Annotated in this window: 18 protein-coding genes and 1 tRNA gene; all 19 read left to right on the top strand. The window is 36.4% G+C overall.

Features of this window, described 5'->3' with window-relative positions; translation table 11 throughout:
* Positions 1-30: 30 nt before the first annotated feature.
* The gene (locus tag ACONDI_RS00890) at positions 31-741 is read left to right on the top strand and encodes a phosphatase (protein ID WP_241079620.1); all 711 of its coding nucleotides are present in this window, start codon (positions 31-33) and stop codon (positions 739-741) included.
* Positions 742-847: 106 nt separating this feature from the next.
* Entirely contained in the window at positions 848-2,266 is a 1,419-nt protein-coding gene (locus tag ACONDI_RS00895; protein ID WP_241079621.1) for an ATP-binding protein, read from the top strand.
* Positions 2,263-4,101, top strand: a complete 1,839-nt coding sequence (locus ACONDI_RS00900; protein ID WP_241079622.1) for a vWA domain-containing protein — start codon at positions 2,263-2,265, stop codon at positions 4,099-4,101. The genes ACONDI_RS00895 and ACONDI_RS00900 overlap by 4 nt, the downstream gene beginning before the upstream one ends.
* A gap of 22 nt (positions 4,102-4,123) precedes the next feature.
* Positions 4,124-4,984 carry an RNase adapter RapZ gene (gene rapZ / locus ACONDI_RS00905; RefSeq protein WP_241079623.1) on the top strand — a complete coding sequence of 287 codons (861 nt, stop codon included), beginning with the start codon at positions 4,124-4,126 and terminating at the stop codon, positions 4,982-4,984.
* 14 nt (positions 4,985-4,998) lie between these two features.
* Entirely contained in the window at positions 4,999-6,363 is a 1,365-nt protein-coding gene (locus ACONDI_RS00910; protein ID WP_241079624.1) for a gluconeogenesis factor YvcK family protein, read from the top strand.
* A gap of 15 nt (positions 6,364-6,378) precedes the next feature.
* Positions 6,379-7,323 (top strand): DNA-binding protein WhiA, encoded by a 945-nt coding sequence (gene whiA, locus ACONDI_RS00915; RefSeq protein WP_241079625.1) that lies wholly within the window; start codon positions 6,379-6,381, stop codon positions 7,321-7,323.
* 186 nt (positions 7,324-7,509) lie between these two features.
* Positions 7,510-8,577 (top strand): sugar-binding transcriptional regulator, encoded by a 1,068-nt coding sequence (locus ACONDI_RS00920; protein ID WP_241079626.1) that lies wholly within the window; start codon positions 7,510-7,512, stop codon positions 8,575-8,577.
* Positions 8,578-8,680: 103 nt separating this feature from the next.
* Positions 8,681-9,688, top strand: a complete 1,008-nt coding sequence (gap, locus tag ACONDI_RS00925) for a type I glyceraldehyde-3-phosphate dehydrogenase (RefSeq protein ID WP_241079627.1) — start codon at positions 8,681-8,683, stop codon at positions 9,686-9,688.
* Between the two features lie 30 nt (positions 9,689-9,718).
* The gene (locus ACONDI_RS00930; RefSeq protein WP_241079628.1) at positions 9,719-10,897 is read left to right on the top strand and encodes a phosphoglycerate kinase; all 1,179 of its coding nucleotides are present in this window, start codon (positions 9,719-9,721) and stop codon (positions 10,895-10,897) included.
* Between the two features lie 38 nt (positions 10,898-10,935).
* Positions 10,936-11,715, top strand: coding sequence for a triose-phosphate isomerase (tpiA, locus tag ACONDI_RS00935; RefSeq protein WP_241079629.1), 780 nt, complete (start codon positions 10,936-10,938; stop codon positions 11,713-11,715).
* Positions 11,712-13,271, top strand: a complete 1,560-nt coding sequence (gene gpmI, locus ACONDI_RS00940; RefSeq protein ID WP_277397796.1) for a 2,3-bisphosphoglycerate-independent phosphoglycerate mutase — start codon at positions 11,712-11,714, stop codon at positions 13,269-13,271. Before tpiA ends, gpmI begins: the two co-directional genes overlap by 4 nt.
* 2 nt (positions 13,272-13,273) lie before the next feature.
* A complete protein-coding gene (gene eno / locus ACONDI_RS00945; protein WP_241079630.1) occupies positions 13,274-14,560 on the top strand; it encodes a phosphopyruvate hydratase in 1,287 nt (428 codons plus the stop codon).
* A 124-nt stretch (positions 14,561-14,684) separates the two neighbouring features.
* Complete coding sequence (gene secG, locus ACONDI_RS00950) at positions 14,685-14,906, top strand: preprotein translocase subunit SecG (protein WP_241079631.1); 222 nt, start codon at positions 14,685-14,687, stop codon at positions 14,904-14,906.
* Positions 14,907-15,001: 95 nt separating this feature from the next.
* Positions 15,002-16,999 carry a sodium-translocating pyrophosphatase gene (locus ACONDI_RS00955; protein WP_241079632.1) on the top strand — a complete coding sequence of 666 codons (1,998 nt, stop codon included), beginning with the start codon at positions 15,002-15,004 and terminating at the stop codon, positions 16,997-16,999.
* A gap of 179 nt (positions 17,000-17,178) precedes the next feature.
* Positions 17,179-17,730 carry an HDIG domain-containing metalloprotein gene (locus tag ACONDI_RS00960; RefSeq protein WP_241079633.1) on the top strand — a complete coding sequence of 184 codons (552 nt, stop codon included), beginning with the start codon at positions 17,179-17,181 and terminating at the stop codon, positions 17,728-17,730.
* Positions 17,731-17,782: 52 nt separating this feature from the next.
* On the top strand, positions 17,783-19,906 hold the full coding sequence (rnr, locus tag ACONDI_RS00965) for a ribonuclease R (RefSeq protein ID WP_241079634.1): 2,124 nt from the start codon (positions 17,783-17,785) through the stop codon (positions 19,904-19,906).
* 433 nt (positions 19,907-20,339) lie between these two features.
* Positions 20,340-20,951, top strand: coding sequence for a hypothetical protein (locus ACONDI_RS00970; protein WP_241079635.1), 612 nt, complete (start codon positions 20,340-20,342; stop codon positions 20,949-20,951).
* A 200-nt stretch (positions 20,952-21,151) separates the two neighbouring features.
* Positions 21,152-21,227, top strand: a tRNA-Ala gene (locus ACONDI_RS00975).
* A 160-nt stretch (positions 21,228-21,387) separates the two neighbouring features.
* Entirely contained in the window at positions 21,388-24,621 is a 3,234-nt protein-coding gene (locus ACONDI_RS00980) for a PAS domain-containing hybrid sensor histidine kinase/response regulator (protein ID WP_241079636.1), read from the top strand.
* Positions 24,622-24,645 lie beyond the last annotated feature (24 nt).

Here is a 24,645-nt window from a genome sequence, read left to right on the forward strand (position 1 = left end):
GTTTTACCTAAAGGTGGAGGGAGTTTACTAATGAACTTAGTTGCAGATTTACACATCCATTCCATTTCAAGCGGGCATGCTTACAGTACAGTGTTAGAAATTGTCGAAGCTGCAGCAAAAATGGGACTGTCAATGATAGCCATAACTGATCATGGTCCAGCTATGCCTGGAGGGCCTCATCTTTATCACTTTGGAAATTTGAGGGTTTTACCATCTACCCTGTCTGGGGTGAGGGTATTAAAAGGTGTAGAAGCAAATATAATTGACCATGAAGGAAACTTAGATATACCTGAAAGATATCTCAAAAAATTAGATTGGATTTTGGCCGGGTTTCATCCGATCTGTTATCCCGGTGGTACCAGGGAAGAAAATACCAGGGCTATGTGCAGGGCTATAGAAAATCCTATGGTAGATGCAATAGTACATCCAGGTAATCCTCAATTTCCTGTCAATAAAGATAAAGTAGTAAAAACAGCGAAAAGGTTTAGCAAGATGATTGAGGTAAATAACAGCAGTTTAACAATATCTAGAGAAGGAAGCAAAGAAAACTGTGAAGAGATTGCTAAATTAGCTGCCCAGTATAATACCGGGATAGTAGTAGGTAGTGATGCACATTATGCTGGTTATGTGGGGGATATGGACGAAGCTACCAAAATACTGGTGGATGCTGGAGTTAAAGAAGAACAAGTTATTAATACTTCTCTTGAAAAAATTGAAAAATACATAAAAAATAGAAATTAAAAAAAGCCTTTAAAAAGGCTTTTTTTTGTATGTATTAATATTCTTTTGGAGATAAAACTAATATGAGAGAGATTTTAATATATCGCTTCAAGGGGTGAAATATAACTTGGTTTATTATAACGAACTGATTAAACACTCGGGTAACTCCCATCTGGTTGAAGCTTCTGAAATAGCTATTCTCTCAATTCTTAAGGAGATTCCTTTTCATCTTCATGCTGAGGGTCCTAGAGGAACTGGTAAAACTACTATACTCAGAAGTGTGAAAAATGTACTTCCAGAAATAAAAAGAATAAAGGATTGCGAATATAATTGTGATCCGAATATGCCTCACTGTCCTTTACACAAGAATCTTACAGAAAAAGAAGTAGAAAAGATTGGGTATGAGTATATACAGATTCCATATTTTGAAATCTCACATACAGCTAAACCGGGAACAGTGGCTGGTAGTATAGATCTAAAAAAGTTAACCGACAGCAAAAAACCTCTAGCAGCTCTTTTGCCAGGTATAATACCCAGGGCACATAGAGGTATAATATTTGTAGACGAAATAAATCGTTTGGCTGATACTTCTCCTGAACTTGCTGATATTCTCCTTGATGTAATGGGGACAAAACCAGGAAAGATTCAGATCGAAGAAACAGGGCTCGAAAAGGTAGAATTACCCGTCAACGTTTCTGTTTGGGCCGCTTCAAACCCTGATGAAGATCCAGGTTCTTTAGAAGACATCAGAAGACAGCTATCAGATAGATTTGATTTTTCTGTCCTTGTGGAAAGACCGAGAGAAAAGGAAGTAGTTGAAAAAATACTTCAAAATAAAAACTTTCTGGATACAAATATATATTCAACAGCAAATCAGGATACAAAGACGAAAAATGATTTACTTAGCGTATTGTCCTCGGATAAAAACAGTTTTGAATTAGAAAAAAGTGTAGAAAAAAACCTTGCTCATATTTATGTTAATTATAAGCTTGAAAGTCTTAGGGCGCTTAAAGCATTAAGATTAGGATCAATATTAAAATCGGCTGTAAAAGGCAAGAAAAGAGGAGAACTCCAGGAACTATTAGAGGTGACTCCGATGGCTTTAAAGCACAGAGTAGACAAAAAAACCCTTTCGAATATTATAGATTACCTAAAAAAGGAAAAAGAAGAACCTACAACTACAGAAGAAAAATTAGATTATCCAAGCAAGAATTACTTTAATGAAAACAACGATAAAAAAACTAATACTAGAAAGAATTTTATTAAATCTCTTTTAGACAAATTTAAAATGCCGGGGCCTACTTCATCAAAAGGAACGGGTGATCAAAGTAATAAAAGCTGCAGTCACAATAATACTGCCAAAAGTAAAAGTAATGCTACGGGAAATAGTGACAATAATAGCTCTAAAAGCTGTCAGAGCGGAGGCAGCGGAGTACAAATGAAACCTGATGAAAATAACATGAGAGCACCAGAAGTTGATGCAAAGCCTATTTCAGAGCTGGTGGAAAAAGGTGAGCTAATAAAAAAAGGAGAGAAGGATGAATGAAAACTGTCGGCAGAGTAGATAGCTTAGAAGAAAAAATTTTTGATGCCCTGACTAACCGGGAAGGACTCAGGGTAGGAGAAGCCTCTGTTGTAAGTACGCAGGTACATACTGTAGACCCAAATGAGCCAGATAAAGTAGTTACAGTACCACAAGATGCAGGGCAAACATTTTATCATAGAAAGAACCCAGGAGAGATAATTCACATTGATTGTTTTCATGAAATAGGTCGTCCCGATCAAAAAAAATTAGCCAGGGACATATTACATTATATTAATGATTTGGAAGATGAGGTAGATGTCCCTGGATGGCTTAAGGATTATATTGATATTCAGACGGGCAGTGGAGGTGGCAGGTTAACTGGAACATTAGAATATGGTCAAAAAAAGACTCTAAGAGATGCACATCTAAATCATGTTCATATAGCCCTATATTTGATCCCTGATAATTATTGCTTGATTTTACCTTTGATTGACGGACTAGAAAGAGGGATAATTAAGCAGGGGTATAAATTAAAAAAAATTGAAAGAGTTATTGTTAAAACAAGCAAAAAAGATGATGGCGATGACAATGAAAATGAGTCTTCGTTTGATACAAGTGATTATGCAAGTGACGCCGATACATTGTTAAAAGAAGAGAATAATAATAAAAGTGGCAAGCCATCAAATGAGGATTCAAATGCTACCGGTGAAGATGAAGATATAGGAGACCAAACTGAAATTAAAGAAGACCAAAGTGATAATATAGAAGCCCAAAGTGAAAATATAAATCCTTTTGAAAACGGAAAATATAGCTCTGAAAATACCAGGGACCTATCTGAAATTAGAAGTGAATGTCTTGATGATCCTGCCAAAGTTCAAGATTTTGTAGAAAAGCTAAATAAAGGATATCCTAAAAAAAGTATAGAAAAGGAATATCCCAGGGTATACAATGATATGGATAATTTGTTGAAAAAAAATATTCTCAAAGAGAAGGATGGGAAGTTATATTTAACTGAGCATGGAAAAAATATAATGAAATATATGCAAAGGCATCTAAAGGATATAGAATTTAATTTGAAACGATTGGCAAAAAAGTTACCTGATGCCCACGGTGCTCTTCCAAAGAAAATTAAGAAAAAAGGTGATGGTCTTACAAGAAACTATTTTGGAAAAGGCGAAGTGAAAAAAAGAGAAGGTAATGAATTAGGGGGGCCTATCGCAATAACAGAAACGGTTGTAAGAGGTGCTGTTAGAAGTTATAATGAAAAAGATTATTTCACAATAAAACCTGAAGATGTGCATGTAGTTAAACCTCAAAAATTCACCTCTCTTGACCTGTGTCTACTGATAGATGCGAGCGGCAGCATGACTGGAAGAAGAATGAAAGAAGTCAAGTTTTTGGCAGAACATCTACTTGTTACTACTAGAGACAAAGTATCAATAATATCTTTTCAAGAAGACAGGGTAGAAATAAAAGTTCCCTTTACTAGAGATAGATCTGAGATGAAAGAAGGGTTAGCAAGTCTAAAAGCTGCTGGGTTGACCCCTATGGCCTATGGAATAAAAGAAGGAAAAAGATATATGGAAAGAGAAGGCAGAAAAAATTCTATGCTGCTACTGATAACCGATGGCTTACCCACAATATGTGGTGGAGGTGCTGACCCTTTTTTGGAGACGCTTCGCGCTGCAAAAGAGCTTTCCAAAACAAGTTATAAATTTACCTGCATAGGATTAGAGCCAAATGTCAGTTTTTTGAGAAAGCTAACTGATGAAGCTGGAGGTTCATTATACGTAGTTGAGGAATTTAACAGGGAGTCCTTACTTAAAGTAGTAAAACAAGAACGTCAGGAAGTATAAAAATGAATGGGGTGTATATTTTATGAAACATGAACTGGTTATTATTACAGGCTTGTCAGGAGCCGGTAAAACTGAAGTAGTTAGATGTTTCGAAGACCTTGGATATTTTTGTGTGGACAACCTTCCGCCGACTTTTATCCCCAAATTTGCAGAGCTAATTTTACAATCTGAAGGCAAGGTTGATAAAGTAGCCCTGGTTTCTGATATCAGAGGGGGGGAGTTTTTTGATTCTCTTCAGTGGGCCCTAGATGAATTGAAAAAGTACGAGATATCTTATGAGATATTATTCTTAGAGGCCGAAACTTCGATTTTAATAAGACGTTATAAAGAAACTAGAAGACGACATCCACTATCTGATGAATATAATATCGAAGAGGCGATCAAAAAAGAAAGAGATAAATTACAGCAGGTAAAAGAAAAGGCGGACAAAATTCTTAATACCGGGAGTTTAACTCCAAGGGACTTGAAAAAAGAAATAACCAGTATGTACACCCAAAAAACAAGGGACGATTATATATCTATTACTTTGATGAGTTTTGGTTATAAACACGGCCTACCTATGGATGCAGATCTTGTTTTTGATGCGAGGTGTCTACCAAACCCTCATTATGTGGAAGAATATAGGGAAAAGACTGGCGAAGACATGGATGTAAGTAATTATGTATTTAACTCAGAGATAGCGCATAAGTTTTTAGAGAAAATAAGTGATTTAGTTCATTTTTTGATTCCTTGCTTTGTTGGAGAGGGAAGAACTCAAGTTGTTATAGCTGTTGGATGTACAGGTGGACGTCACCGTTCTGTAGCTGTTATTAACTGGTTAAAAAAAGACTTTTTGGATAAAGGTAAAAATGTGATTATCTTGCATCGGGATAAAGATAAATAGGGGTTGGTAGTAAAATGGCGAAACTGAAATGGCTTTATCCAGGACTTAAAGTAAAAAGATGGTTGTTTTTAGCTTTCCTGGGTTTTATTATGATATTATCAGGGGTAACAGTAGTTATTGGACCGCTTAACCTGGCTTCTATTAGCCGTGAAAGTTTTATAATTTTAAGCGAGTTATTTGGAATGCATTCTAGATATAATGGATTAATAATTGCTTTGATTGGGCTTTTTTTCGTGTGGCTTGGAATAAAAAAAGCTTTTAGATCAATTATAAGTATCCTGTTACCTCAGGATGAGGGAAGACTTGCCGAAATCTTGTATAATAGGAGACAGATGAAAAAAGGGCCTAAAGTTCTAGCTATAGGTGGTGGAACAGGGCTTCCGGCAGTGCTTCGGGGGCTAAAGCCATATACTGGAAACATAACGGCCGTGGTAGCAGTTTCAGATGATGGAGGAAGCTCCGGTAAGTTGAGAGGAGAGCTAGATATGCTGCCTCCGGGGGACGTCAGAAACTGTCTTTTGGCACTTGCAGATACTGAGCCTTTATTGGAACAAATATTTGAACATAGGTTTACAAAAGGAAAAGAACTTGCAGGTCATAACGTAGGAAATTTAATTATTGCAGCTCTAAATGAAAACCTTGGTTTTTTGGAATCTATTAAGGCTCTTTCAAAAATACTTGCTGTAAAGGGGAAGGTGTTACCCGTTACGGACAAGCCGCTGACTATAGAAGCATTATACGAAAGCGGGCGAAAAGAAAAAGGAGAAAGTCAGATACCAAATCCCGGGGAAAAAATAAAGAGTATAAAAATAAAGGATGATAATGTTAAACTTCTTCCTGAAGTTATGGAAGCTATACGGGAAGCTGATGCTATTATAATTGGTCCAGGTAGCCTCTATACCAGTATAATACCCAATTTGCTTGTTCCTGGTATAGTAGAAGAGATAGAAAAATCTAAAGCTCCAAAAATCTGGGTAGCAAACATAATGACCCAACCAGGTGAAACTGATAATTATTCTTTGTCCAATCATCTAGAAGTATTTAAAGAGCATACAGGTTCATACCTGGTTAATACAGTTGTAGCTAATCGTCACAAAAAATTTAACCAGAAAGCCTTGAAAAAATATCAAGAAGAAGGGCAGGTGCCGGTGAAAATAGATAAGGAAAATTTGAATGAGCTAAATAAAATAAAAATTTTAAGCGGTGACTTTGCTCTAGACAGTTCACTTATAAGGCATAACCATGAAGCCTTAGGTCGTGCAATAATGAAAGAGATAGTGTCAGAAAAACTAAAAAGTGACTTAAATCTATCTACTCTTTCCCTTTCAGGTTTAATTAGAGCAAATGATAAAAAGGCATCTAATTTTTTAAGGAGATGAGGGGATGAAAGGCTTATGTCTTTTGCAAGAGATAGTAAAGAAGAAGTAACAAGAATAAAAGTAGACACACAGTGTTGTCTTAAGGCCGAACTTGGAGCCTATATATTTATAAATGGTAGTATGAACTTAGGTAAAAAAATATACCTGGAACTAAACTCCGAAAATGCTGCAGTAGCTAGAAGGATGTTTTCGCTACTAAAAGAAGTTTTTGAAGTAGAAGCCCAGATTGTTGTTAGACAAAAGACTAGATTAAAGAAAAATAAGGTATATAATTTAAGAATAGAAGGAAGAGAGAAGATACTAAAAATACTTCAGTCGATAGGCCTTATCAAAGAAGGTATAGAAGGTTTGATGTTAAATGAGAATATAAATCAAGAAGTAATCGAAAATGAATGCTGTAAGCGTAGTTTCCTACGGGGTGCTTATCTTGCTTCTGGCTCAATGACTGATCCCGACCTTTCATACCATCTAGAGATAATAACGGAATATAAAAGTAAGGGCAGAGATTTGGTCCGGATTATGGATTTTTTTGACCTTAAACCAGGCTTGATGGAGAAAAAAAATGGTTATATAGTATATATTAAAGGAAGCGAAGAAATTTCGACTTTTTTAAATGTTATTGGAGCTCACAAAGCCCTTTTGGATTTTGAAAATGTTAGAGTTCTTAAAGGCATGAGAAACAAAATAAATAGGCTTGTAAACTGTGAAACAGCAAACTTACAAAAAACGGTTGTTGCGTCTTTAAGGCAGGTAGAAAATATTGATATAATAGACAGAGCGATTGGTATATCTAACTTGCCTCCTGATCTTAAAGAGATAGCTATTAAAAGAGTTAATTATCCAGAAAAAACTTTAAAAGAGCTTGGAGAGGAACTTAATCCACCTCTTGGCAAATCTGGAGTAAACCATCGAATAAGAAAATTAGAGAGGATGGCAAAAAAAATAAAAAAAGAAATCTAATTTTGTCTTTTTTTGAAGGAACATTTAAATCTTTGTAGTAATAGAATACTTAGGAGAAACTTTCTAGTCCCTGATTTTTTTGGCCGAGGCTGGATAAATATTACCCGGTCGGGACAAATTTGCCTCGCTAGTTTATTTTTTATTGGTTTATACTAATCCTTTGTATTAGCCGGGAGTGAAATTCAGTTGGAAAAAGAATTAGAATTTTTACATCAATTAACGCCTGAGATTGATGAGATGATTCATTTAAGGTACAAAATACTTTCCAACATTTCCTATTTTCAACCAATAGGTAGAAGAAATCTTGCTAATAGGTTGAAAATAAAGGAAAGAAAACTAAGGAATGAACTTGAGATCCTAAATGACAGACATTTTGTTCAAGTATCTGCTAACGGGATGTATTTGACACAGCGGGGCGAGGATATGGTTAATAAGGGCCGGGATATTATCCGGACTTTAACTGGACTGTCAGAGCTGGAAAGAGAATTAAAAATATTGTTAAAATTACAAGAAGTTATAATTGTCCCCGGTGATTCTTACGAAGATGAGGTCATAAAACAAGAACTAGGAAGTGCTGCTTCAAAATTATTTAGAAGGTTGATTGATAGTAACTTTACAAAAGAAAAATGTAATGCTAAAGAGAAAGATAGCAAAGTAATAGCTGTTACTGGAGGGTCAACCCTTGCAGCTATGGCTGAAATGTTGCCCTCTAACTTGAATAAAGAAAACTTAACTGTGGTTCCGGCTAGAGGTGGTCTTGGTGAAAAAGTAGAACATCAGGCAAATACAGTAGCTTCTCAGATTGCCAAAAAATTAAATTGTGCATATCGAATGCTTCATGTACCGGACCAATTAAGCCAGGAGTCTGTTAAGAGCTTATTGTGCGAACCAACTATTAAAGAGATAATAACTCTTATTAAACAATCCCATATACTTTTTCATGGGATTGGAAGGGCAGAAGTTATGGCCAAGAGAAGAGGAATAAACGAAGAAGAAAGAGGATTTCTTGAAAGAGAAGGTGCGACTGGCGAAGCCTTTGGATTTTACCTAAACAGAGAGGGACAGGTAATTGAGAAAGTTAATACTGTAGGACTGACCCTTGATGATCTTGATGAGATACCTACAGTAGTAGCAATTGCAGGAGGCAGGGATAAAGCTGAAGCAATTCTAGCAATGATAGAAACAGAACACGATGACATACTAGTGACAGATGAGGGAGCTGCTAGAAAGATTATTGAATCAATAAAAATTTGACTCAACTGCAATTAAAAACAAAACTTTGTCCATATGACTTTTTGCAGTTTGAATTCAAAAGTTAGAAAAATACACAAAATAATTTGGAAAGGGGTTTTAACTTATGTCAATTAAAGTTGGTGTGAATGGTTTTGGCAGGATAGGGCGTGCTGTAATTAAGCTTTTACTTGATAAAGAAGGGGTGGATCTGGTTGCTATTAACAGTACAAGGGACCCGGATCTATTGTGTCATCTTTTGAAATATGATTCCCTTTATGGTATCTGGGAAAAAGAAGTTAAGCCTGGGGAGAAAGCTATCTATGTGGATGGCAAAGAGATAAAAATTTTGGGAGAAAGAAATCCAGAAAAGCTTGAATGGGACTCTTTGGATATTGATGTTGTAGTAGAGGCTACAGGACAATTCAGAGAGCGTGATGAAGCTTCGAAACATCTGGGTGGAAGTGTCAAAAAAGTCCTGATAACAGCACCTGGGAAGAATGAAGATTTGATGATTGTAATGGGTGTAAATGAAGAAGATTATGACCCAAACAAACATCATGTTGTATCAAATGCATCTTGTACCACAAATTGTGTAGCCCCACTGGTAAAAGTTTTGAATGATCAATTTGGGGTAAAAGAAGCTATGATGACTACAATTCATGCTTATACTAATGATCAAGTTTTACTAGACAATTCTCACAAAGATAAAAGAAGAGCTAGAGCTGCTTCCATGTCAATAATTCCAACGACAACTGGTGCAGCTCAAGCAGTGTCTAAGGTTATACCTTCCCTTGATGGTAGGATAGATGGAATTAGTTTTAGAGTACCAACTCCTACCGTGTCTACTGTTGATTTAGTTGCTACCCTAGAGAAAGATGTATCTGAAGAAGAAATAAATAAAGCTTTTGATGAGGCTGCTAGGACTTCTATGAAGGGGATACTAGATTATAATGAAGAGCCTTTAGTTTCGATCGACTATACTGGTAACCACCATTCCGCGATAGTAGATGCTGACAGTACTATGAAAGTTGGCAAGGAAATGGCAAAGGTTGTGGCATGGTATGATAATGAATGGGGTTATTCAGTACGTGTGGTGGATTTAATTGAGTATATGGCAGATAAAGGGATATAAAAATATAATATATATTGGAGGAATGAAACGTTGAAGAAGACAGTAAAGGATGTGGACGTTTTAGGAAAAAAAGTTTTTGTTAGAGTAGACTTCAATGTTCCTCTAGAGAACAGAAAAGTTGTAGACGATAGCAGAATAAAAGCCTCTATCCCGACAGTAAAATATCTGGCCAAAAATGGAGCAAAGACTATATTGGTTACACATCTTGGTAGACCTAAAGGCAGGGTTGTAGAAGATTACCGAGTTGATCCTGTAGCAGAGAAGCTTGAAGAATTAATAGGCATGAAAATTAAAAAACTTGATTATGTTGATCCTCATTATATAGAAGAAGATCTAGAAGAAATACAGCCCGGCGAAATAGTAATGCTTGAGAACGTTAGATTTCTTGCTGGTGAAGAAAAATGTGATGAAAACCTGGCAGAGGGTTGGGCTGATTTGATTGACATCTATGTGAATGATGCATTTGGTACTGCACACAGAGCTCATGCATCTACTTATGGGGTGGCCGAGAAAGTAGATGGGTATGCAGGTCTTTTGATGGAGAAGGAGCTTAGATTTTTTGGTGATCTATTAGAGAATCCAGAAAGGCCTTTTGTGGCTATCCTTGGAGGAGCCAAGATAAGTGACAAAATTGGAGTTATAGAATGTTTGATAAGAAAAGTGGACAAAATTTTGATAGGCGGAGGAATGGCAAATACATTTTTGGCAGCTCAAGGGTTTGATCTAGGCAATTCCTTTGTTGAAGAAAAAGTAATTGATACTGCTGAAGATCTACTAAAAAAGGCAGAATACAACGGTATTCAGATGGTGCTTCCTTTTGATTTGGTTGTAACCGATAACCTAAAAAATGGGACGCATCGCCGTCAGGCTAAAGTTGGTGAAATTGAAGCAGGAGAAATGGCTGTAGATATAGGTGATGAAACCGTGGATATCTTTTCTCACATTATAGAAGATGCAAGGACTGTAATAATGAATGGGCCAATGGGAGTTTTTGAAACTCCCCCTTATCACGAAGGAACAGTTAAGGTTGCAAAAGCTCTAGCAGATTGTGATGGTGTTACTGTAGTAGGCGGAGGAGATTCAGCAGCAGCTATGAAAAAGGCTGAAGTTGAAGAAAAAATATCACATATTTCCACTGGTGGTGGAGCAACCTTAAAATTTTTACAAGGAAGTAAATTGCCTGGTGTAGAAGTACTTTCAAGTAAATGATTTTTACTGCACTATCTAAATAGGTTGGGAGGATTGCAATGAATATGACAGTATATATTGCTGGTAACTGGAAAATGAATAACTCTCCAAATGAAACTGAAGATTTTATGACAAATCTCGGGCAATTTAATATAGATGCAAAGTCTTATGGTTTAGATAATAGTATTAAAGCTATTGTTTGTCCGTCATCAATAGCACTAGAAAGGGCATCTGATAAGAAACCAGCCTGGTTAGAGCTAGGTGCTCAGGATTCATACTTTGAAGAGTCAGGGGCATATACAGGAGAAGTATCTCCTTCAATGCTAAAAGACTTTGGGGTAAAATATGTAATAGTTGGTCATTCTGAAAGAAGAAATATATTTGGAGAAGTAAATGAGGATATTAACAAAAAAGTTAAGAAAATACTGGAATTAGATATGATTCCAATACTATGTGTAGGAGAAAATGATACAGAAAGAGAACAGGGGATTACATTTCCTGTGATAGAGATTCAGATCAAAAAAGCTCTGTGGGGAATAGATAAAAATGAGCTAAATCGTATTATAATCGCCTATGAACCTGTATGGGCAATAGGAACAGGCAAAGCTGCAACTCCAGAAGATGCCGAAGAAGTGGGAAGCTATATCAAAGAAGTTCTAGCAAATATTGATCAAAGAAATGGAGAAGCTGTACCTGTTTTATACGGGGGAAGTGTCAACCCTGATAATATAGCAGGATTTGTAAATATGGGAAACATAGATGGAGCTCTAGTTGGTGGTAAAAGCGTAAAATCTGATTCTTTTGTAGAGCTAATAAAAAAAGTGAGTGAAATAATTTGATAAATAAAGAGAAAAAACCAGAAAAACCAGTTGCTTTAATAATATTAGATGGATATGGAATGTCAGATGAAAAAGATGGGAATGCCCCGGCTCTTGCAGAGACCCCTTATCTTGACAGTTTGTTTAATGACTACAAATGGTTAACCCTTAAAGCAGATGGTTTGAGTGTAGGCCTTCCTGAAGGTCAGATGGGTAATAGTGAAGTGGGGCATATGAATATAGGAGCAGGGCGAATAGTTTATCAGGAATTGACAAGAATAGATAGAGAAATTGAAACAGGTGATTTTTTTAAGAATGAAGTACTGACAAGTTTGATTGATAAGTTGGTTAGTAAGAAAAAATCACTACATATATGGGGGCTTTTGTCAGACGGTGGAGTGCACAGCCATATTGAGCATTTATTTTCCCTTCTTAAATTAGCTAAGGAAAGAGGTTTGAAGGATGTATATATCCATGCTGTGACAGATGGAAGAGATGTTCCACCCAAAATAGCAAAAAAATATATTGACCAATTAGAAGAGTTTATACAGGATCTAGGAGTTGGAAAGATAAAGACTGTTATGGGTAGATATTATGCTATGGATAGGGACGAGCGTTTTGAAAGAACTGAGAAAGCTTATAAGGCATTTAAGGGAAAAGCTGAGATCAATGTGGATACTGCTTCTGAAGCTGTGGAAAAGGCCTATGAGCGTGACGAGCTAGATGAGTTCATTGAACCTACAAACATTAATAATTCAGACAAAGATGATAAAGACGATAAGAATGATAAGAATGAATACGTAAGCCCGGGTGATGGGGTTATCTGCTTTAATTTTAGACCTGATAGAGCTAGGCAGATGACAAGGGCTTTTATCGATAAAGAAGATGTAGATTACGTTTGTTTTACCCAGTATGATAATGAGTTTGATTTGCCTGTAGCCTATCCACCTCAAAAGCTAATAAACATAGCGGGAGAATATTTGGCAGAGAAGAAAAAATCGCAGTTTAGAATTGCAGAAACAGAGAAATATGCTCATGTTACCTTCTTTTTTAATGGTGGGAAGGAAGAAGCCTATGAATTAGAAGACAGGGTGCTTATACCTTCTCCTAAAGTCGATACCTATGATCAAAAACCCGAGATGAGCGCTTATCAGGTAACAGAAGAGGCCATTAGCAATATAAATGAAAAAGACTATGACTTCGTATTAATAAACTATGCAAATCCTGATATGGTAGGCCATACAGGAGATCAGGATGCATGTATAAAAGCTCTTGAAGCTCTAGACAAGTGCCTGGCTAAATTTGTACCAAATATCTTAGAAAAAGGCGGAATAGCTCTTGTAACATCAGACCATGGAAATTCAGAAATGATGATAGATCCAAATACAGGAGGAGCTCATACCGCCCATACTAATAACAACGTTCCATTTATACTTGTCGATAAAAATAAAAATTATGAACTAAAAGATTTAGAAGAACCTAAATTAGCAGATATTATGCCAACTGTAATTGAACTGCTTAAACTTGGTCAACCTGAAGAAATGACAGGAAGAAGTCTAATAAAGGAGGCAAATTAATAATGAGAGAAATATTGTCGGTAGAGGCAAGAGAGGTTCTTGATTCAAGAGGAAACCCTACAGTTGAGGTAGATGTCGAAACTGCATCTGGTGCAGTAGGAAGTGCAATGGTGCCGTCAGGAGCTTCTACAGGTGCATACGAAGCTGTAGAATTGAGGGATGATGATAAGGGAAGGTACCTGGGAAAAGGAGTTCTTAAAGCTGTTCAAAATGTCAACCAGGTTATTGCCCCGGAAATTATTGGCCTTGATGTTACTGATCAAGTGGAGATTGACAAAACTATGAATATGCTTGATGGTACTCACAACAAAGGAAATATCGGCGCCAATGCTATTTTGGGTGTATCTATGGCAGTATCAAGAGCAGCAGCTATCAACCTACAGCTACCTTTATATCAGTATTTAGGAGGGGTTTCTGGGCGAACACTGCCGGTGCCGATGTTAAATATCTTAAACGGTGGCGAACATGCAGATAACAATGTTGATTTGCAGGAATTTATGATAATGCCAGTAGGTGCTGCTGATTTTCCAGAAGGACTTAGAATGGGGACAGAAGTGTTTCACGCGCTAAAAAAAGTACTTAAAGAAAAAGGGCTTGCAACTTCAGTAGGGGATGAAGGAGGATTTGCGCCAGATCTAAAGTCAAACCAAGAAGCCCTGGATATGCTAATGGAAGCGGTGAAAAAGGCCGGTTATACGCCTGAAGATGATATTAGATTTGCAATTGATGCTGCAGCTGCTGAAATATATGACGATGGAAAGTATAACCTAAAAGGTGAAGGAAAAATTATGGATAGTAACGAGATGATAGAGTTTTATAAAAAACTTGTTGACGAATACCCTATTATCTCAATTGAAGATGCCCTTGACGAAGATGACTGGGATGGCTGGCAAAAGCTAACCGAAGAGCTTGGAGAAAAAATACAGCTTGTAGGTGATGATTTATTTGTAACTAATACTGAGCGCCTACAAAGAGGAATTGACAATAAAATAGCAAATAGTATATTAATAAAGCTTAATCAAATAGGTACCGTAACAGAGACCCTAGAAGCAATCGAAATGGCCAAAAAAGCGTCTTACACTTCAGTTATTTCCCATAGATCCGGAGAAACTGACGATAGTTTTATAGCTGATTTGGCAGTAGCTGTAAATGCCGGTCAAATAAAAACAGGCGCACCATCACGTATGGACAGGGTGGCAAAATATAATCAACTTTTAAGAATTGGTGAAAGCTTGTCTGAATTTTCAATTTATAGTGGAATGGATGCTTTTTTTAACCTTCAAAGGTAATGAGGGTGTGTAGAGATATTTGGTTTTGTTGCTTTTTTAATAAGCATTGTGTTAAAATGTTAAATGTCGTAATTAGAATTCAGTAATAAAAATCAAACTGTATGATTTATAAGGGGGTGGATGAGTGTACATTTTCCTTGTAATAGTGCATGTTATCATCGCTATAATACTTATTGCTTCAGTGTTACTACAATCAGGTAAGAGTGCTGGTTTGTCTGGGGCTATAGCAGGGGGAGCACAGAGCTTTGTTGGCAAGAAAAAAGGGATCGACGATTTGTTAAGCAAGGTAACAACTGTCACGGCAATTTTATTTATTGTCAACTCTATTTTGTTGGCAGTAGTATAGTGGCGTGATTGTCGTTATTTCAGCAATGGGGTTAATGCTGTTGGGTTAAAGTAATTCAAATTAAAAGTTTTAAAATTTAAGGGGGGAACTTGATAATGGATATGGATCCAGCATTATTTTCAACCTACTTATGGATCGCTCCTATTTGTGGTATCATCGGGTTATTGTTTGCTTTTTACTTAATCGGTAAAGTTAAAGCGAGACCTCAAGGTACTGAAAAAATGAAAGAGCTTTCTGAGGCGGTCCAGGAGGGTGCTTCTGCATTTTTAAGAAGAGAGTACACTAATTTGGCTGTATTTGTAGCGATTTTATTTGTAATTATTGCAATACTTATCAACTGGCAAACCGGTGTATCTTTTATTGTAGGAGCAGTTTTTTCAGGTTTAGCAGGTATTTTGGGTATGAACATTGCTACCCAAGCAAATGCTAGAACAGCTAATGATGCAAGAAGTAGTTTGAATGAAGCTTTAAGAACTGCTTTTTCTGGTGGTTCGGTAATGGGGCTATCAGTTGTAGGCCTTGGTGTATTAGGTCTAGGTATCTTATTTTTGATTTTTGAAAGTCCTGAGATTGTAAACGGTTTTGCCTTGGGAGCTAGTTCTATTGCTTTATTTGCACGTGTTGGTGGCGGTATCTATACAAAAGCTGCTGACGTGGGTGCTGACCTTGTTGGTAAGGTAGAAGCAGGAATCCCTGAGGACGACCCTAGAAACCCTGCTGCAATTGCAGATAATGTCGGAGATAACGTTGGTGACGTTGCAGGAATGGGAGCAGACCTTTTTGAGTCTTTTGTTGGTTCTATAATTGCCGCTTCTAGTTTAGGTTTAGCTATTTCAGTAGCTAATGATGGAGCTGGCTATGAATGGGTTTTACTACCAATCATAATAGGTTCTGTAGGAGTTTTAGCAAGTGTTATAGGATACTTTTTTGTAAATGTAAAAGAAGGGCAAAAGCCAGCTTCAGCCCTTGAAAGAGGAACGATAGTGAGTGCAATTATACTGCTTATAGCTGCTTTTTTCTTAACTGATTTTTTACTTGGAGAGTTAGGACCTTTCTTTGCAATTATCGCTGGACTTATAGCAGGGATACTTATTGGTAGGATTACTGAGTACTATACTTCAGATCATTATTATCCAACACAAAGTATAGCTGAACAATCTCAAACCGGAACAGCAACAAACATTATTGGCGGTGTTGCTGTTGGTATGAAGAGTACTGCCCTTCCAATTATAGTTATTGTTGTAGCGATATTTATAGCACACAGCCTTGCAGGGTTATATGGGATAGCAATTGCTGCTGTTGGAATGCTTGCAACTGTTGGAACTACTATTGCTATTGATGCTTACGGGCCGATTGCTGACAACGCAGGTGGTATTGCTGAAATGGCTGATCTTGAACCTGAGGTTAGAGATATAACTGACGAATTAGACTCAGTAGGTAACACAACTGCTGCGATCGGTAAAGGATTTGCAATTGGTTCAGCTGCACTAACAGCTCTAGCTCTATTTAGTGCATATACAGAAGCTGTTGGCTTAGAATATATTGACCTTACTAGTGCGACTGTTATTATTGGTCTTCTAGTAGGCGGCATGATGCCTTTCTTATTCTCAGCTATGACTATGGAAGCTGTTGGTCGTGCCGCTAATGAGATGATTGAAGAAGTTAGAAGACAGTTCAAAGAAAAACCCGGAATCATGGAAGGAACAGATAAGCCTGATTATACAAGATGTGTTGATATCAGTACTGCTGCTGCACTTAAGCAGATGATTGTTCCCGGTCTTATGGCAGTGATTGTGCCTATTGTTATAGGACTTTTACTTGGTGCAGATGCTCTTGGTGGACTTCTTGCTGGGGTACTTGCCTCCGGTGTTATGATGGCTATATTTATGGCTAACGCTGGTGGTGCATGGGACAACGCTAAGAAGTACATTGAGGCAGGTAATTATGGTGGTAAAGGAACCGAAACTCATGCTGCTTCAGTTGTTGGTGACACTGTTGGTGACCCATTCAAGGATACTTCTGGCCCAAGTATAAACATACTGATCAAGCTTATGAGTATTGTTGCTTTAGTTTTTGCACCGTTATTCCTATAAATATCAATCTGTTAATCTATGTAAACATAGAGGTCGTGACATAGCTTGTTGCGGCCTCTATTTTATTAATCTACAAAAATAAAACTTTGTTCATATGACTTTTTGCAGTTGACCCATATTTACATAAGATATAAAAAAGATAGTCAAAAGTATTTAATAAAAGAAAAGGGGGAATAACAATGAATAGGGAGGAAGCTTTGAAATTTTTGAAAGAAAACGTTGAAAATGAAAACTTAATAAAACATTCATTGGCAGTTGAAGCAGTAATGAAAAAATTAGCTAATAAAATGGACAAAGATGCCGAGAAGTGGGCGCTTGCTGGATTACTACATGATGTAGATTACGAAAAAACAAAAGACGAACCTGAAAAGCACAGTAAGATTAGTGCCGAAATGTTAGAAGAAAAAAATGTAGACGAAGATATCTGCTATGCTGTTAAAGTCCATAATGATATCCATGAATTGCCAAGAAATAGCGAGATAGATAAAGCCTTATATTGTGCTGATCCAGTGACAGGCCTAATAGTAGCTGCTGCTTTGATACATCCCGATAAAAGCCTTGGTTCAATTGACTTAGAATTTCTTATAAACAGATTTAATGAAACTTCTTTTGCAAAAGGTGCTAAAAGGGCTCAAATAGCAGCCTGTGAAGAGCTTGATATGGAACTAGAAGAATTTTTGGAACTGTCGCTAGAAGCGATGTGTGATATATCGGATAGTATTGACCTATAGACCAATTATAGTAAGTTTGTTTGTAGTGGAAGGAGGATTTAACTGAGTTATTATGACTTTTAGAGATAATATAATTTCATACTTGAAAGATGAAGCTTCAAGGCCTGTAAGCTTTGAAGAACTTAAAAAAGCATTGAAGGTGAACAAAAAGAAGCAGACAAAAAGGCTGAGCAAGATTGTCGAAAAATTAATAGAAGATGGTAGTCTGGTGAGAACAAGACACGGATACTACGGAGTGCCAGAAAGAATGAATTTGGTTGTAGGTATGGTACAGGGGAACTCAAAAGGTTTTGCTTTTTTGATACCTGAAGAAGCTAGTAATCCTGATATATTCTTGAGTCCTAATGATCTACATGGTGCACTTCATGGGGACAAAGTTGTTGCAAGGGTGCACAAGGAAGGTGGTAGCGACAAACGCCCGGAAGGAGAAGTAGTAAGAATATTAGAAAGAGGCTCAAAAGAAATTGTAGGTACTTTTGAAAAAAGTAAAGCATATGGTTTTGTTTTACCTGATGACAACAGGTTTTCAAAAGATATATTTGTGGGAAAAGATGAAATGAAGGATGTAAAACATGGTGAAAAAGTAGTTGCAAAGATTGTTGAATGGCCTAAGAATGATAAGAAAAGTCCCGTTGGTGTAATAGAAAGAATTATTGGTGACCCTGGTGATCCTGGTGTTGATGTGGAATCTATAGTCTACAAATATGGAATGTCTTTAGATTTCCCTGAGAAGGTCCAAGAACATCTGGAAAAAGTTCCTGATGAGATTAGACCGGAAGATAAAGAAGAGCGTCGAATGCTTCAGGATTTGGATATAGTTACTATTGATGGTGCAGATGCTAAAGACTTAGACGATGCAGTATCTCTTGAGAGATTAGATAACGGAAATTACAGACTTGGGGTACATATTGCGGATGTAAGTTATTATGTCAAAGAAGGAACCCCTCTTGATCTTGAAGCAAGGGAGAGAGGAACAAGTGTATACCTGGTTGATAGGGTACTGCCTATGTTACCTCCTAAGCTATCTAACAATATATGCAGTCTAAACCCTAAGATCGAACGTTTATGTATGAGTGCACTTATAGAAATTTCGCCTAAAGGTGAAGTATCTGGTTATGAGTTCACCCCTAGTGTTATAAAGACTAACCACAGATTAACTTATGATGAAGTTAACGAAATTTTTGCAGGTGAAGACAAAGAATTAGAAGAAAAATATTCCGATGTGGTAGATATGCTCTGGGATATGAAGGAACTTGCAGAAACATTAAGAGAAAATAGGTTTACTGAAGGTGCAATAGATTTTGATTTCCCAGAACCTGAAGTATTATTAGACGAAAGCGGTAAACCTACAGAGATTAGAACAAGGCCTAGAGGCCACGGTGAGAGACTTATTGAAGAATTCATGCTCGCTGCCAACAAAGTAGTGGCTACCTTTTTTTACGAAGCAGACTATCCTTTTGTTTATCGTGTTCATGAAGAACCTGATGAGGATAGAGTAAGTGACTTTAGAACCTTTGTTCAAAAACTAGGCTACAGCTTGCCCAAAATAAAAGGTGAGATGCGTCCAATATATTTTCAAAAGCTTCTAGAAGAAGTCAAAGGCAAGAAAGAGGAGAAGGTCGTAAGTCAAATAATGCTTCGTTCAATGAAACAGGCAAGATATGCTACAGAAAATCTAGGGCATTTTGGTTTAGCATTCAAGTATTATACTCACTTCACATCACCAATTAGACGGTATCCTGACTTAATAGTACACCGGCTAATTAGGGAAAAATTAAATACCAAAGAACTAAAAAAAGCTAGAAGAAAAAGATTAGAGCAAAAACTAACCAAAATTGCTTACCACTCATCTTTAAGAGAGCAGGAAGCAACTGAGGCTGAGAGAGAATCCGTAGATCTAAAGATGGCAGAATACATGGAACGACATATTGGAGATGAATTTGACGGGATAATAAGCAGTGTGACTTCATTTGGTATGTTTGTAGAACTTCCAAATCTTGTGGAAGGGCTTGTACACGTGAGTTCAATGACTGATGACTATTATAATTATGATGAAAATACACATTCCCTTGTAGGAGAACGAACCGGAAAGATATTCAGGGTTGGAGATGAAATTAAGATTAGAGTTACTAATGTAGTAAGAAGTGAACAGAGCGTTGACTTTGAACTTGTTTGAAATAACTAGAACCGTTGCAAAAGGCCTCTATGGAGGTCTTTTTTTTATAAATACAAGTTATAGGTATAGCAAATTTAAATTGGTACTATAATAACTCGTTTTACTAGGTACAAATGTCCCTGATTTTATTTGGCTAGACTCCTAATGAAACCTTTCACAATACGCGCTGGTAAACGAATAATTAACCCTGTCAATTGTTGAAATTGGAACTTTCTTTTAGTAACTAATTGACCGGGCTATATAATGGTGATATTATTTTACTAGGTTAGTTGTGAATTTCACAACCAACTTTTGGGAGCCGCTTATTTTAATAACATAACGGGTGGATAAGATCTAGTGTATAAAGTGTGCGCACACTTTTATATACGTATTAAGTGGAAAGCTTATACGTAGAGTTTAAATTTAACTAAAATTTATTAGGGGGTATAAGTTTATGAAAAAAGCAGGACTTTTATTGCTAATCTTTGTATTTGCCTTTGGGACTTTAGCTTTTGTTGGATGTGCTGTAGAGGATGAGCCTGTAGCAACGCCAGAGGAAGATGTAGGAGAAGCAGCTTTTTACTGGAGCAACGGGGAACTAGCAGATGGTGACTACAGAGGTGCCTATACTCATGCGGGTGGTGACCGTGACTTTGTAATTGTACAAATTACAGTTGAAGATGAAGTGGTAGTTGATACATCTGTAAGAGATATGACATATCGTGGAATAGTATGGGACCCAGAAGGTTCTCACATGCCAGACGGCTCGGAGGTACCGGAAGACAATCAATGGATGCAATATGCAGGACAAGAGGGAATGGATCTAATTGCAGAACAGCATTATCAAGCTCTTTATTATTTAGAGGGAGCAGAAGGCCTTGAAGAAATTAGAGAGCGTACACAGGAGATGGAAGGAAATCCAGGTTATGATACGGATTTATATGAGTTTATCGAGCCCAAGGAAGTAGAAGGTGAGCAAATTGATACATTTTCTGCTGCTACAATTAGATCCGATAAGGTTGGATCCGCTATACGTGACGCCATTAATAGAGGGGTATATAGATAATAATTCTATAAATAAACCTATTAATTTGTCAGCTTAAAATAATCCCCCCGGTTAAATAAATACAATTTAATCGGGGGATTATTCATTTTGATTTATTTTAAATTAACATACTTAAATTAACATACTTGCTTACAAGTTTTTTTTATGTTATATTGTAACTTGTTAAAGAATTATAGGGAGTAAAAATCGATGTTAGATGTGGGGGCGTAGCTCAGCAGGGAGAGCGCCTGAATGGCATTCAGGAGGTCAGGGGTTCAAGTCCCCTCGTCTCCACCAATAAGAAAATTAACACCGCGGAATTATAATAGCCGCGGTTTTTTATATTGAGGAGCTTTTTATTTTGTAGTTTTATAACATAACTTTTGATATAATTCATTTGAAGTTATGTTATTCAAAATTATAGTAAAAGAGGAAGAATTTCAAGGGGAGGATTATTTTGAAAGATTCAAATTATATGGAAGAATATGAAATTATTTTTAATAATACCCAAGATGCACTTTTTCTAATAGATGTGACTAACACTAATGAGTTTAAGTTTAGAAGGCTGAACCGAACTCATGAACAGATTACGGGGCTAAAAACTGAAGACGTACAAGGTAAAACCCCTGTAGAAGTACTGGGGCCAGAATTTGGTGCTGCTGTTGAAGCAAAATACAAAAGTTGTCTTGATAAAAAAGAATCCATTACTTATGAAGAATTACTTGATTTACCGACCGGGGAAAAATATTGGCAAACACAGCTCACCCCTGTTATCAAAGATGGTAAAATTACAGCGATAGTTGGTTCTAGTACTGATATTACAGAAAAGAAAAAAATTGAAGAAGAACTAAAAACAATTAATGAACGCTTTGATACTGCAGTTAGTGCTGCTAATATTGGAGTATGGGAATGGAATATTATAGATGATAAACTTATCTGGGATAACAAGATGTATGAACTATATGGAACTACTCCTGAAAAAACGGAGGAAAAGATGGAAATGTGGGCAGAAAGTATACATCCGGAAGACCGGGAAGAAAATAAAGAATTATTGCTAAAGGCTAAAAATGGCGAGAAAAACTTTGACACACAATTTCGGGTAATTTGGCCAGATGGGACAATTAGATACCTTCGGGCTTTTGCTGAAACAGTTCATGATTTTAAAGGATATCCAGAAAAAATGATAGGGATTAACTATGATACTACAGAACAAGTTTTGTCAGAAGAAAAGCTAGCAGAAGCAGAGAAACGTTATCGGACATTGTTTCAAGATGCTCCTCATGGTATTGTGATTATAAACCCCAATACAATGACAGCTGAAGAGTTTAACGATGAAGCTTGTGAAATGCTTGGTTATACTAGGGAAGAATTTAAAAAAGTGCAAATAAATGACTATGAAATTATAGAAGACATTGAAGCGACTAAAGCAAGAATTGAAAAAATCCTCCAGGGTTCTAAAGAAGAATTTGAAACTAAACATAAAACAAAAAATGGTGAAATATTAGATGTGTATGTCATAGCAAAAAGTATAGAATTAAAAGGTTCGAGTTATATATTTGCTCAATTTATGGATATAACAGAAAATAAAAGGGCGCAAAAAGAGCTAGAAGAACAAAAAGAATCTTTTGAAAAAGTACTCAATACTGCTCCTGACGCTATTTTTATAAAAGATAGAAATAGCAGATATAGAATGGCAAATAAAGCTTTAGAAAAAGTATTTGGAATGAAAGCTGAAGAAATAGTTGGCAAATCAGATTGTGAGCTAAGCCCTACAGATGAAGAAAGTGAAGACTTCATTAATGATGATTTAGAAGTTTTGAACGGTAAAGAAAAGCTGGATTTTGAAGAAAGATTGACTGATTCAGAAGGAAATATAAGATGGTTTCAAACTCAAAAAGTGCCGATAAAATACAGAGGGATGGACTGCATTCTAGGGATAGCAAGGGATATAACCGAGAAAAAAAGAGCCGAGGAAAAAATATATGCTTACGCTAATGAAATGGAACTTAAAAACTTAGAACTTGAGCAGGCAAGAAACGAAGCCATGGAAGCATCAAAAGCCAAATCAGAATTCTTGGCTAATATGAGTCATGAGATCAGAACCCCGATGAACTCTATAATTGGTATGGCTGAGTTGTTAACAGAAACAGAATTAGATGTAGAACAAAAAGAATATATAGAAATTTTTAAAAATGCCGGTGAGAGTTTACTAACTTTAATTAATGATATCTTAGATTTGTCTAAAATTGAAGCTGGTCAAATAGAATTAGAAAATGAGAATTTTAACCTTGCTAATATGATTGATAGAATAGCTGAGTTGATGGCCTTTAGGGCGCAGCAAAAAGGACTAGAGATGCCAATTAGGATAAAGCAGGATGTACCTAATTATCTCATAGGTGATGTTTCAAGGCTAAGGCAGATTATTATAAATTTATTAGGGAATGCTATTAAATTTACTGAAGAGGGTGAGATTGTATTAGAGGTTGGTGTTAAAGAAAAAGAAGCAATTAATGACAAAAGAAAAGCAGAACTTATTTTTGCTGTTAAAGATACAGGTATAGGTATAGCTAAAGATAAACAAGAAAGGATTTTCGCCAGTTTTACCCAGGCGGATTCTTCTAGTACCAGGAAATATGGTGGGACAGGCCTTGGTCTTACTATATCTCAAAAACTCGTTGACTTAATGAATGGTCAAATTTGGGTAGAAAGTGAGCCCGGCGAGGGAAGCATTTTTTATTTTACTGCATGGTTTGAACTTCAGGACTCCCCTCCTAAAGAAGACATTATTGAAGATAAAATTATCAATCTGAAAGATGTTAATATATTGGCTGTTGACGATAATCCTACCAACCTTCTTATTCTGAAAGAAACATTGACATCCTACGGGGCTAAAATTACCTGTGTTGAAGGAGGAAGACAAGCTATAAAGGAGCTAAGAAGTAAACTAGAAATAGATTCAATGTATGATCTTATTTTACTGGATTATATGATGCCAGAAATGGATGGTTATCAATTAGTAGAGTTTATCAGAGATAATTTAAAATTACAAGAGCCTAAAATTATATTACTATCTTCAGAACTAATAAAAATTGGCATCAAATCTGAAAAGAAATATTTTAATGAATTTTTGTTAAAACCAATCAGAAAAAAGAAATTGCTTAGTACTATAAAGAATGTATTATCTAGCACTACACGCCAGAAAAAACTAGAAGAAACTAATGAGGAAAACAAAATTGAGGAAAGTACTAAAGAAACTTCAAGTGAGATAAATGAAAATACTTTTGAAGCTAAAACACTTGAAGAGTCGGCTGAGGCAGGTAGAATTCTTTTAGTTGAAGATTCTAAGGACAACCAGATGCTTGTAAAGACTTTTTTAAAATATACAGAGTACGAAATAGATACTGCAGAAAATGGTGAGGAGGCTGTAGACAAATTTAAAAATAATAATTATGATTTGGTTTTAATGGATGTCCAAATGCCTGTGAAGGATGGATATACAGCTACAAGTGAGATTAGGGAATTTGAAAACATAAACAGTTTGACGAAAACGCCTATTATAGCTCTTACTGCTTATGCTTTAGAAAGCGATATTAAAGATGCTATGGCAGCAGGCTGTGATGCACATTTAGCTAAACCTATTAAAAAGAAAAAACTTTTGTCAGTTATAGAAGAATATATAAAGATAAGCTAAAGAGTTTTTGGAGGAATGAATCTC

It is taken from the genome of Natranaerofaba carboxydovora (assembly GCF_022539405.1).
Lineage (GTDB): Bacteria > Bacillota > Natranaerobiia > Natranaerobiales > Natranaerofabaceae > Natranaerofaba > Natranaerofaba carboxydovora.

Coding starts and splice junctions, on each gene's coding strand:
- ACONDI_RS00955 (WP_241079632.1), top strand. CDS start 15,002: ATGGATATGGATCCAGCATTATTTTCAACCTACTTATGGATCGCTCCT.
- eno (WP_241079630.1), top strand. CDS start 13,274: ATGAGAGAAATATTGTCGGTAGAGGCAAGAGAGGTTCTTGATTCAAGA.
- rapZ (WP_241079623.1), top strand. CDS start 4,124: ATGAAACATGAACTGGTTATTATTACAGGCTTGTCAGGAGCCGGTAAA.
- ACONDI_RS00890 (WP_241079620.1), top strand. CDS start 31: ATGAACTTAGTTGCAGATTTACACATCCATTCCATTTCAAGCGGGCAT.
- tpiA (WP_241079629.1), top strand. CDS start 10,936: ATGAATATGACAGTATATATTGCTGGTAACTGGAAAATGAATAACTCT.
- rnr (WP_241079634.1), top strand. CDS start 17,783: ATGACTTTTAGAGATAATATAATTTCATACTTGAAAGATGAAGCTTCA.
- gap (WP_241079627.1), top strand. CDS start 8,681: ATGTCAATTAAAGTTGGTGTGAATGGTTTTGGCAGGATAGGGCGTGCT.
- ACONDI_RS00900 (WP_241079622.1), top strand. CDS start 2,263: ATGAAAACTGTCGGCAGAGTAGATAGCTTAGAAGAAAAAATTTTTGAT.
- ACONDI_RS00970 (WP_241079635.1), top strand. CDS start 20,340: ATGAAAAAAGCAGGACTTTTATTGCTAATCTTTGTATTTGCCTTTGGG.
- ACONDI_RS00960 (WP_241079633.1), top strand. CDS start 17,179: ATGAATAGGGAGGAAGCTTTGAAATTTTTGAAAGAAAACGTTGAAAAT.
- whiA (WP_241079625.1), top strand. CDS start 6,379: ATGTCTTTTGCAAGAGATAGTAAAGAAGAAGTAACAAGAATAAAAGTA.
- ACONDI_RS00910 (WP_241079624.1), top strand. CDS start 4,999: ATGGCGAAACTGAAATGGCTTTATCCAGGACTTAAAGTAAAAAGATGG.